Below are 10,231 nucleotides of genomic sequence, written 5' to 3'. Positions count from 1 at the left end.
GTCCCTCCGCCTTGCGATGCACCGCATCCGACCCCGCGCGCTGATCCACCACGGATTGCGGGGCAGCCTTTGGCCCGGCGAGGTACGGACCTTTCGCGGAACAGAGCCGCGCTACGTCCGTCGGCCGCCCCATCAGCCGACCCCGGGCCGATACGGCCGTGCGCCTGCTCAACCGGAGAACGCCGTTGGCTGTTCGGCCAGGCGATGTCGCCCGCACCACCTGGGTGGCAGTCGGACCCGGAGACGACCAAAGGCCCTCACCCACGGGATACGCGGGTGAGGGCCCCTTGGCGTTGGACGGCACCCGAGGTCGCGGCGCGGTGCCGGAGTGGCAGAGGTGATACCGGGAGTCGGCCGGTGTTGTCGGTGGGAGGGGGGCCAGGGCGGAACGGGCGTGCGCGCCACCGCCGGCCTCCGGCATTTTCTGTGGGAGAGCATGCTCCCGTGATCAACGGGGAGTTCTCATCGCGGTTGGCCGGCGCACGCGGTCGTCTTGTCGTCCGGCTCGGTGACGCGGCAGCCCGGTGGGGCGGGCCGGTCCCGGAGGACCCCGGCATCGCCGAACTCGCCGACCTTCTGGAAGAGGCCGCCAGGCGCCTCGGCCGTCCCGGCGCGGTTCGCTGCGGGGCGAAGGCCGAGCCGGGCAGGGGCCGTTGATCACCTGAGGGCTGCGGCCCGGCTCGGGGTCCTGCTGCCCGCCGTGACCCTGTGGCACCTGCACCGGGCCGTGCGTCGGGAGCAGGCTGCCCACGCCAGCCTCCGCGACTGAGCGCCAGGTCTTCCCGCCCCGCGCGGCAGACGCTGCCGGGGGTGCGTCACGGTGCGGGCGGCCGTGACGTTCTGCCGCCGGTGCGGCCTGGCCGCGCATGAGACCCGTCGCGGCAGCCGACCCGTCGGAAACCCCTGTCGCACAACGTGCAGGTCCTGAGGGGACTTTCACGAGTTGCGGCCTGCGGAATCGGTCCGGCTTCCGGACCTCGCGCAGAACTCTCACGAGTGGTCATTCATGAGAATCGCCGTGCGTGAGGCAAGGCCGCGGGCATGGTGACGGCGGCCCGGGGAGCTCCTGTATCGTGATCCGATATCGGGATCCGTAACATGTGCGGCTCTGCCGCGGAGGAGCGAGTCCATGAGCAGACCGTCGACGGACGCCGGGCAGGGTGAGTTGCGGCGCCGGCTCGGGGTGTCCGATGCCGTGGTGATCGGGCTGGGGTCGATGATCGGTGCGGGAATCTTCGCCGCACTCGCGCCGGCCGCGCACGCGGCCGGCTCCGGACTGCTGGTCAGCCTGGCCCTGGCAGCCGTGGTCGCGTACTGCAATGCCACCTCCTCCGCCCGGCTCGCCGCCCGGTACCCGGCCTCGGGCGGCACCTACGTCTACGGTCGCGAGCGGCTCGGCGACTTCTGGGGCTATCTCGCAGGGTGGGGGTTCGTGGTCGGCAAGACCGCTTCCTGCGCGGCCATGGCGCTCACGGTGGGCTCCTACGCGTGGCCCGGCCAGGCGCACGCGGTCGCGGTCGCGGCGGTGGTGGCGCTGACCGCCGTCAACTGCGTCGGGGTGCAGAAGTCGGCGCTGCTGACCCGGGTGATCGTGGCCGTGGTCCTGGCGGTGCTCGCCGCCGTGGTGGTCGCCTGCCTCACCTCTACCGCGTCGAGCCCGGCCCGGCTCGGTATCGGGGACGACGTGACCTTCGGCGGAGTGCTCCAGGCGGCGGGCCTGCTGTTCTTCGCCTTCGCCGGATACGCGCGCATCGCGACCCTGGGAGAGGAAGTCCGCGACCCGGAGCGCACCATCCCGCGGGGCATCTCGATCGCGCTCGGAATCACCTTGGCCCTCTACGCCGTCGTCGCCATCTGCGTGCTGAGCGTCCTCGGCCCGCAGGGACTGGCGCACGCCGCAGCCCCCCTGTCGGACGCGGCCCGGACAGCGGGCGCCGACTGGCTGGCGCCGGTGGTGCGCGTCGGCGCGGCGGTGGCCGCGCTCGGGTCGCTGCTCGCTCTGATCCTCGGAGTCTCCCGCACCACCCTGGCCATGGCCCGCGACCGGCACCTGCCTCACGGCCTGGCCGCCGTCCACCCGAAGTTCAAGGTGCCGCACCGCGCCGAACTCCTGGTCGGCACGGTGGTGGCAGTGGCCGCCGCGACGGCGGACGTCCGCGGGGCGATCGGGTTCTCCTCCTTCTGCGTCCTCGCGTACTACGCCATCGCCAACGCGTCCGCCTGGACTCTCACGCCGCAAGAAGGCCGCCCCGCAAGGATCATTCCTGCCCTCGGGCTGTCCGGCTGTCTCATCCTGGCCTTCACGCTTCCGGTGACCTCGGTGATCTGGGGTGCCGCGGTCCTGGTCCTCGGCGCTGCCGCATACGGGGCGCGCCGCATTGTGGCCGCCGGAAGCTTCTAGGTGTCACGCACGCGGAGGGCGGAGAGCCGCTGGTGCCTTCCTCTGCCGCGTCGGAACGATCGGGATCCGAGACGTCCTTGCCGGGGCAGAGGGGCATCCTCATGGTCAGGGCCGGCACGCGGCGGACCGAGAAGCCGACCATCGACTTGCCGCAGGTCTACCGGTCTTCGTCGCCGAGGACCTCACGGGCGAGTTCCCTGAGCGCCCTGCGGTCCTCGGCGAGGGCCTTCTTCCCGGCTTCGGTCGCCCTGTAGACGCGCCGGGTACGGCCGTCGACCACCCGCTGCTCGGAGACCAGCAGCCCATCAGCCTCCAGCCGGTGAAGTGTCGGGTACAGGGTGCCGGGACTGATCCGGTATCCGTGACTGGCCAGTTCCTCGGTCATCCAAGCGCCGTGGATCTTCTCCTTGGCCGCGTGGTGCAGGATGTGCAGCCGCACCGCACCCCGCTGGAACTCCCGCACCTGGACACCTCCGGCAGTGACGAAACCGATATCGATATCCGATCCTACGTGGACCGGCACTCGCCCCCACGCGGAGCCGATGCATCCGGGCCCGGGCGATCCGCGGAGCCGCGATCGGGGCCTCCGGTCCGCCCGGCTGAGAACCCGCTCGGACCGGCAGGGGTGTCGGTCATACGTACTGCAGTCCCGGATCGTGACCGATGCCGCCCACCGCACTGCTGCGGATGATGACGCGCTTCTGGAGAGGCTGCACGCTCTCGCGTGGGGTGCGGAAGGAGTCGCGCCATCGTGAGGCCGAGATGCTTCGTCGCCCAGCGGGGTTTCCCCTGGACCGCGCCCCCTCGACCAACGCCTCGTCACCGCCGTCCTGTCCAGGACCGACCACGTCACCCTCACCCTGCACGACTTCGAGCAGATCACCCTGCAGCCCACGGGGAACGCCCGCGCCGTCGCTATCGACCGTCGGCCACCACACCGACTTCCTGGACGGCGACACCAGCCCCCGAGCGCTGGCCGAGGTCATCCTTGCCGAAGTCCAACGCCGCCCGAGCGCACCCTCCCCAGGGCATTTCGCGCAGTGGTTCGTCTCGACGGGCATGGTGACCGAAGCGGAGTTCTTCACGACGTGTCCTGCCGGGCGTTGGGTCGTTGGGAGGCAGGGGCGTGATCGGCGTCCCCGGCGAAAGGATGCCTGATGCCCACGAAGCGCGCTGCCCGCCGTCTGGTGGTGCTGTCGGCCGCGGCCGCCGCATGCACCGGCGCCATGAACACCCCGGCCGCGGCGAGCGAGAACGTTCTCGCAGCCGGCAATGCCGCATTCGGCAACACGATGATCAACACACACAGAGAAGTCACGGCGGCCGGCGAGACAGTTCACGGCAGCGGGCTGGCCGGAAGCCTCTTCCAGCTGCCGGTGAACCGCCCCGAGAACGGTGGCGGCGGTGGCAGTCTTCTCTTCTCCGACCGTGAGTTGAAGACCGCGGTCACCGCGGTGGTCTGGGAGCGGTGAGCGGCTTGCGGCTGAGGGGGTTCCTGGCCAGGATCCGGACACCGGTCGTGGTCAGGAGGAGCCGGCTTCAGGATGTCTCCGTTGCCGGCCTGGCCTCCGGGGCGGTGTCGGGGGCTGTGTGCGGCAGCGAGCCGGTCAACGGCTATCAGGTACTCGAACAAGTGGTGCAGCTGCCGGTCAGCACGTGGCGGTATCACTGGGACCCGCCCCACGTACGACACCTGGGCCCCATGGCGCAGGACTGGTGGAAAGCGTTCAACGTGGGTGAGAACGACAGGACGATCTGCTGCACCGACACCAACGGAGTGGCCCTCGTCGCGATCCAGGCCCTGCACCGCGAACTCACCCAACTGCGCAACGAAGTCACAGCCTTACGAGCGCAGGCTCCCCAGCGCACCACTCCCGCAGCCCCAACAGCCCCGGCACGGCCGGCACCTGGTCAGCCTCCACTTCTCCCGAGCCCCTCCTGCACCGGAGACGCGATCGACGCGACGGCCGCCGAGCAGCTGACGACCGTCGACGAGATCCGGAACTGTCCGTGACCACTGAACCGACAACGCCACCTGCCGGTTCAGCACGTCGCGATCGATGAACTCGGGGTGGCGTGGGCGAGGCGACGGCAGCAGCAGGGCGCGGTGCTGCCGCCGACTCATGCCGACGGGCAACCAATGACCTACCTGGTGTTCAGAACCGGGCCCGTCCGGTCCGCACGCTCTCAGACCGCTTCGACCGCTTCGACCGCCTCCAGGCCGCTGATGGCCGGGCGCCCTGAACCACGCATCCGCGCGGGCGCATCGCGAGCCGTCTCGGACACCGACACACCAAGTGACACATGCCAACGGCGTATCGGGTGGAGACGTCGATGACCAGGTGGAGTGGCTATCGATGTGAATCCCTGCTGGCTTGCTGTTCTGCCTGAGCGCCGGAGAGCGATGACACACAGCGCCGGCGCCCGAGCCGGCCGGTGAGAGGACGGGCGTCGATCTCGAACGCGCGTGGTCGCGGTTGGCCGCTGAGGGGACTTCGGGAACGACCTGATGCTCTTTCGCCAGCGGCTCGACGCCAGAGGGGCGGAGAACGTACGCGTGATGGGCGCGAGCAACCCATGGTGCGTGTCCGGCTGGGCGGCAACCGGCTGCTCGGCCGTATGGGCGAGGCGAGGTTCCCGGCCCCGCACATGACGCGAGTGAACACCTTCACCGACATCGAAATCGGCTAAGGACCGCATGAGTTGGATGTGGTGCTTCACCGCCCGGGAACCGGCCGAGTGGGCGAGTGAGTGGGCAGAGGGCCGATGCCATGAGCAGGCGTCCGTCCGGTGGGGACGGCGGCAGCGAACAATCCAGCGGCGGCCTCCGGAAACCGAAGTGGCCGAGGTCGTCGAAGTGGCCGAGGCCGCCGAAGGAAGTGCGGCAGACGCACATCGTTGATGCGTCGGTCAGCCTTTCTGGCGGAGCATGACGATCAGGTTGTGCCCGGTCTCGTCGTCCAGGCGGCGAGTCCGTTCCTCGAAGCCCATCCGTTCGTAGAAGCCACGCGCACTGGGATTGGCCTCGAACACTTCCAGGAGCAGTTCGCCTCGCAGCGCTGCCGCATGCTCCACCAGCGCCCGCCCGATTCCCCGCCCCTGAGACCGGGGCGCGACGAACAGACCACCGATCTCGCTGCCGATCATTCCCAGCAGGGCGACGGCGACCCCGTCCTCCTCCGCGACCCAGTTCTCGGCCTCGCGCAGATAGAATTCCCGGACCTTGAGCGCCCGTTCGCCTTCTCCCTCACCCGGGATGAACGGGTGGGCGAGCTTCGAGGCACTCGACCACAGAGCCATGACCTCGGCTTCGTCGGAAGCTTCGTAGCGTCGGATGACAGGCTTGGTGTCCACGTGCGGACGCTATGCAGACTCTCCGGTTCGATCAAGTGAGTTTCGACTCGGACGATCCTTCTGCGAAACGGCACTCACCGGGCGGAGGAGGACTTCGCTCTGTGCCTGGGGGAGCGGGTTGTGCCGTGCCACCTCGAGGCCTGCACAGCAGGGCCCCCGGTCTGTCGCAGGCACGGTCATGTTCGTCGAGGTCTCTGCTTTGCAGGTGAGTCCACGCCCGCTTTCGGACACGGCCGCCGAGGTAGGAGGACAGGGGCGAGACGGGGCGGGGACGGGGCGGGGGCTGGGCCCGTTGTCCGGAATCAGCCCTGGACATCGGTGGATACCTGGATATGCTCAGCGCCTTCACATGGATCTGGTGCACGGGGGTGGACACCATGGAACCGGGAAGCGCAGCGCTCAGTGATGCCTCGGTGGCACGGATCCTGGGTGTCGATGGGAGCCCTGAAGGGGCCGGGTTCCGCGCCGGGCCGCGCGAGGTCATCACTTGTGCGCACGTGGTCGCCACGGCGCTCGGTCTGCCGTCGGACACCCAGAAGTCACCCGGCGACCGATTATGGGTCGACTTCCCACTCGCTGAGCGCGGCACCCGGGTGCCCGCGCGGGTCGGCTCCTGGACACCGGTCCGGCCCGACGGCTCCGGTGACATCGCCGTCCTGGAACTTCTCGTCGAGCCGCCCGTGAAGGCTCCCATAGCCCGCCTCGTCGAGGGCGCGGCCGGTCCCGACCGGCGGGTACGCGCCTTCGGCTTCCCCCACAGCTACGACGACGGCGCCTGGAGCGTCGGCTGGCTGCGCGGCGCGACCGGCGCCGGCTGGCTCCAGTACGACACCGATCCCGCCAGCGAGCACCGGGTCGAGCAGGGCTTCTCCGGGGCCCCGGTCTGGGATGTCGCCGAGGGCGGCGTCGTGGGCATGGTGGTCGCCGCCGATACGCGGGCAGACGTACGAACCGCCTACCTGATTCCGGTCCGCACCCTGCGCGAGAGCTGGTCGGCACTGGCCTCCAGCACTCTGCCCGCGTGCCCCTTCCGGTCCCTGGAGCCCTTCGGAGAGCAGGACGCCGGCCTCTTCCACGGTCGCGCCGAACCCGCCGAACGGATCGCCGGCCTGCTCGCGCACGCCCCGGCGACCAGCCTCGTCGGACCGTCAGGCTGCGGCAAATCCTCCCTCCTGCACGCAGGCGTGCTGCCCAGGCTGCGCGAGCGGACCGAGCTGGAGATCGTCGACTTCCGCCCCGGGCAGCTCGGCCGCGCCCCGCTGGACGCCCTCGCCCTCGCCCTGCTTCCCCGGCTGGAGCCCGACCTGACGGAAACCGCCCGACTCGCCGAACTTCCGGCTCTGGCTGGGCTGTTACGGGACGGGCAGCTCCCCGCGGTGGTGGAACGGCTGCTCGCCCGGCAGGGCAAGGAGCAGCTGCTCGTCGTCGCCGACCAGTTTGAGGAAGCCCTCATCGGTACCGGCGTCGCCGCCCGCGACGAACTGGACGCCCTGGCCGCCGCGTTGGCGTACTGCCTGCAGCCCGGCTCCCGGATGCGGCTCGCCACCAGCCTGCGCGCCGACTTCCTCGCTCCCGCCCTCGCCCACCCGGGACTCGCCCCCCTGCTCTCGGGCGAACGGCTCTTCACGGTGGGCGCGATGTCCGACGCCGAACTACGGGCCGCGGTGGAGCTGCCGCTGACAGGCACGGGCGTCACCTACGAACCCGGACTGGTCGACCGTATCCTCAGCGATGTCGGCAGCGACCCCGGCCGGTTGCCGCTGTTCGAGTTCACCCTGACCAAACTGTGGGAACGGCAGAGGCACGGACGCATCGGACACACCGCGTACGAGTCCCTCGGGCGGGTCCACGACGCGCTGGTCACCCACGCCGAACAGGTCTGGACCGGCGCCCTCGCCGAGACCGAGCAGCAAGCGGCCCGCGCCCTGCTGGTCCAGCTCGTCCACCCCGGAGACGACGGCCTCGCACCCACCCGTCGCACACTGGCCCGCTCCGAACTGCGCTCCGAGCAATGGAGGCTGGCCCAGCGCCTGATGACCACCCGCCTGCTCGTCCCGGGCGAGGACTACCGGCCGGACTCCGGTCCGCCCGAGGAGACCGTCGAGCTGGCTCACGAGACGCTGCTGACCCATTGGGACCGACTGCGCGCGTACGTGGCGGAGGACCGCGACTTCCGCATGTGGCAGGAAGGGATTCGTCGGCGTATCGCCCTGTGGTCCGCCGACGACCGCCCCGCGCGGCGGCTGCTGCGAGGGCAGGACCTCCGTGACGCACGCCGCTGGCGGGCCGCCCGCACCGGCGAACTGCGCCCCGCCGAGGAGTCGTTCATCGACGCGAGCGGCAAGGGTGCCCGGCGGCGCCTGACCGGGCTCGCCGCCGTGGGCGTCGTCCTCGCCCTGCTCGCCGGGCTCGGCAGCTGGGCCTGGCGCGAGGACATCAGCCAGGACGCGGCCACCACGGCATCGGACGTGCTGGTCCAGCAGTCCCGTGACGCCGACCTGGGAGGAAACCCCGCGGACTTCGGCATGTCGTACACGGCGCTGCTGCTCTCCCTGCGCGCCTACCGCACCCAGGACACTCCGCGTACGCGGGAGCGGCTCGGGGAGATGTACGCCCGGTTCGGATTCGCCGACCTGCTCGCCCCCCGGTACAAGAGCCCCACCAATGCTGTCCTCGAACCACTGAGCCTGCCTGTCGAGACCGTCATCGACGGGGAGGCGAAGGTGGTCGCCGCGCGGACCGGTGACGGCGACCTCGTGGTCCTGCGTACGGACGCCTCGGGGATCCGACGCGTGGAGACGCAGCGCAAGGGGGACGTCACGGCGGTCAGCCGGGACGGCACGATGGTGGCACTCGCGGATTCGATGGGCCTCTCCCCGGACTTCACGAAGCCGCCGGACCCGCAGCGGACGGCGGCCCGACTGCTCACCGTCGCGACAGGCCGGATCCTGGACCTTGAAGCCCCTCAGGGCGGAGACCCGTTCCCCAAGGACATTGACACGGGCCCGGAGATCCCCGGACTCGAGATGCCCACGTTTCCCGACATCCCCGGACTGCAACTGCCGACCCAGTACGCCCGTCTCGCCTTCGACCAGGGGTCCAAGGTGCTGCTCGGGCAGACCGGCCTGTTCGGGGAGGGCGGCAGACTGGTGCTCTGGAACACGGCCGACGGGCGGATCAAGAAGGTCATGCCCGGCCTTCCGGACGCTGTCGAGCAGCTGTGGCCGACGGACGGGGGAGATCGGCTGGTCACCGTGGCCAACGAGAGCGTGTCGCTGACGGAGACGATCATGGTGGTGAAGTCCTGGGACCTGACCGGAGCGGCGCCCGTCGGCCGGGAGGTGATGCGCCGGCAGAGCACCATGGACAAGGTGTTGTTCATGGACGTGAGCCCGGACCTCACCCGGTTGGGGCTCGTCGAGACGGACGTCGGCACCGGGAAGGGGCTGTCGGCGCCGTCCCACCGCATCGCGGTCCACGACCTCGACGACGGCAGACTCCTGCACCAGGAACGCAGCGGACAGCTGATCCCGGTCAGCGGGATTTCGATGGGTTCCGCCGGGGCGAAGCCGCTGGCGTACTCCTTGGTGGGTGAAGGGCCGCCGGCCGCGACCACAGCGGGCGACGGGCCTGTTCGCATGATCGGCCAAGGGCAGACCTGGACGGGCCTGGACCTGATCGGACCGGCCGACAGGCCTTCCGTGGTCCTGGACTCGATGGGCGTGGTCGCCGTGGTCGGTCCGGGCGACGGCGACCCACTCGCCCGGCTCCCCGTCCCCGGGGAGAAGCCCGTGAAGGCGCCGTCCGTCGACGAGGCGGGCGGGTGGATGACAAGGCTGTGCCGGATCCTCGGAGACGAGACGCTGCCACCCGCGGTGAACGAGAACGTGCCGCCCGGTGCTTACCGGGGGCCTCTGTGCGAGGGAAGGAACCGGACGCGTGGGTGACAACGCGCAGCTCATCTGGGTGCCGCTGGACGGCGAGGGCGGGAGTGCGGGCGAACGAGTGGTGGTAGAGGTGCCGTCCGGCAGTTCCGGGATCGTACGGGCCGCCCGGCCCGGGGAGATCGCGGGTACAGCCGCGCGCTCGCTGGCCGAGAGCTTCGACCAGGTGCGGGCGGCCGCCGCCTTGCTGCTGGACCGGATGACCACCATGCCCAGCCCGCCGGACACGGTCGAGGTCGAGCTCGGAGTGAAGATCAACGCCGAGGCGGGCGCGATCATCGCCAAGACGGCGGCGGAGGGGAACTTCACCATCCGGCTGACCTGGGAACGGGGGGAAAGCGGAGCGGCGGGGGAGCGGGTGGGACCGGGCCGTCCGGCCGTACCGGCAGATTCCTCGGCTGACGGCTGAGCCCCATCCCGCGTTCGACTCGGTCCACGGCATCCGGATGCACCCGCGCGTGATCAGGCTGACGCGGGGGTGACGCTCGGGGCGTTCGCCACCCGCTCGTTCTCGTTCCGCGGCGAAGGTCAC

At 70.6% G+C, this 10,231-nt stretch carries 9 protein-coding genes; 6 read left to right on the top strand and 3 right to left on the bottom strand.

Annotated elements, in window-relative coordinates; all coding sequences use genetic code 11:
* Positions 1-444: 444 nt before the first annotated feature.
* Together OHA98_RS22015 and OHA98_RS22010 are read left to right on the top strand one after the other, a co-directional pair.
* Positions 445-657 (top strand): hypothetical protein, encoded by a 213-nt coding sequence (locus OHA98_RS22015; protein ID WP_266928454.1) that lies wholly within the window; start codon positions 445-447, stop codon positions 655-657.
* 472 nt (positions 658-1,129) lie between these two features.
* On the top strand, positions 1,130-2,401 hold the full coding sequence (locus OHA98_RS22010; RefSeq protein WP_266928453.1) for an APC family permease: 1,272 nt from the start codon (positions 1,130-1,132) through the stop codon (positions 2,399-2,401).
* A 157-nt stretch (positions 2,402-2,558) separates the two neighbouring features.
* Here OHA98_RS22010 and OHA98_RS22005 read toward each other — a convergent pair whose 3' ends face one another.
* Together OHA98_RS22005 and OHA98_RS22000 are read right to left on the bottom strand one after the other, a co-directional pair.
* A complete protein-coding gene (locus OHA98_RS22005; RefSeq protein ID WP_266928452.1) occupies positions 2,559-2,864 on the bottom strand; it encodes a PadR family transcriptional regulator in 306 nt (101 codons plus the stop codon).
* Between the two features lie 169 nt (positions 2,865-3,033).
* Positions 3,034-3,486 carry a hypothetical protein gene (locus tag OHA98_RS22000; protein ID WP_266928451.1) on the bottom strand — a complete coding sequence of 151 codons (453 nt, stop codon included), beginning with the start codon at positions 3,484-3,486 and terminating at the stop codon, positions 3,034-3,036.
* Between the two features lie 72 nt (positions 3,487-3,558).
* On the opposite strand from OHA98_RS22000, the gene OHA98_RS21995 reads away from it, so the two are divergent.
* Together OHA98_RS21995 and OHA98_RS21990 are read left to right on the top strand one after the other, a co-directional pair.
* Positions 3,559-3,873, top strand: coding sequence for a hypothetical protein (locus OHA98_RS21995; protein ID WP_266928450.1), 315 nt, complete (start codon positions 3,559-3,561; stop codon positions 3,871-3,873).
* A gap of 116 nt (positions 3,874-3,989) precedes the next feature.
* Positions 3,990-4,415: a tail fiber domain-containing protein gene (locus OHA98_RS21990; protein ID WP_266928449.1), complete on the top strand. Its 426-nt coding sequence runs from the start codon at positions 3,990-3,992 to the stop codon at positions 4,413-4,415.
* Positions 4,416-5,311: 896 nt separating this feature from the next.
* Here the strand turns inward: OHA98_RS21990 and OHA98_RS21985 are convergent.
* The gene (locus tag OHA98_RS21985) at positions 5,312-5,701 is read right to left on the bottom strand and encodes a GNAT family N-acetyltransferase (RefSeq protein WP_266930848.1); all 390 of its coding nucleotides are present in this window, start codon (positions 5,699-5,701) and stop codon (positions 5,312-5,314) included.
* A gap of 431 nt (positions 5,702-6,132) precedes the next feature.
* Here OHA98_RS21985 and OHA98_RS21980 point away from each other — a divergent pair, with 431 nt between their 5' ends.
* Positions 6,133-9,702 (top strand): serine protease, encoded by a 3,570-nt coding sequence (locus tag OHA98_RS21980; protein WP_266928448.1) that lies wholly within the window; start codon positions 6,133-6,135, stop codon positions 9,700-9,702.
* Positions 9,695-10,108 carry a CU044_2847 family protein gene (locus OHA98_RS21975; RefSeq protein ID WP_266928447.1) on the top strand — a complete coding sequence of 138 codons (414 nt, stop codon included), beginning with the start codon at positions 9,695-9,697 and terminating at the stop codon, positions 10,106-10,108. The genes OHA98_RS21980 and OHA98_RS21975 overlap by 8 nt, the downstream gene beginning before the upstream one ends.
* Positions 10,109-10,231 lie beyond the last annotated feature (123 nt).

The sequence above is a fragment of the Streptomyces sp. NBC_00654 genome (assembly GCF_026341775.1).
Taxonomy (GTDB): Bacteria; Actinomycetota; Actinomycetes; order Streptomycetales; family Streptomycetaceae; genus Streptomyces.
Note: the sequence above shows the minus strand (reverse complement) of the source record. Positions and strands in the feature narration are given on the sequence as shown.

What these genes read in the sequence shown, in the direction of transcription:
- OHA98_RS21995 (WP_266928450.1), top strand. Translation starts at nt 3,559, where the DNA reads ATGCCCACGAAGCGCGCTGCCCGCCGTCTGGTGGTGCTGTCGGCCGCG.
- OHA98_RS21980 (WP_266928448.1), top strand. Translation starts at nt 6,133, where the DNA reads ATGGAACCGGGAAGCGCAGCGCTCAGTGATGCCTCGGTGGCACGGATC.
- OHA98_RS21985 (WP_266930848.1), bottom strand. Translation starts at nt 5,701, where the DNA reads ATGGCTCTGTGGTCGAGTGCCTCGAAGCTCGCCCACCCGTTCATCCCG.
- OHA98_RS22010 (WP_266928453.1), top strand. Translation starts at nt 1,130, where the DNA reads ATGAGCAGACCGTCGACGGACGCCGGGCAGGGTGAGTTGCGGCGCCGG.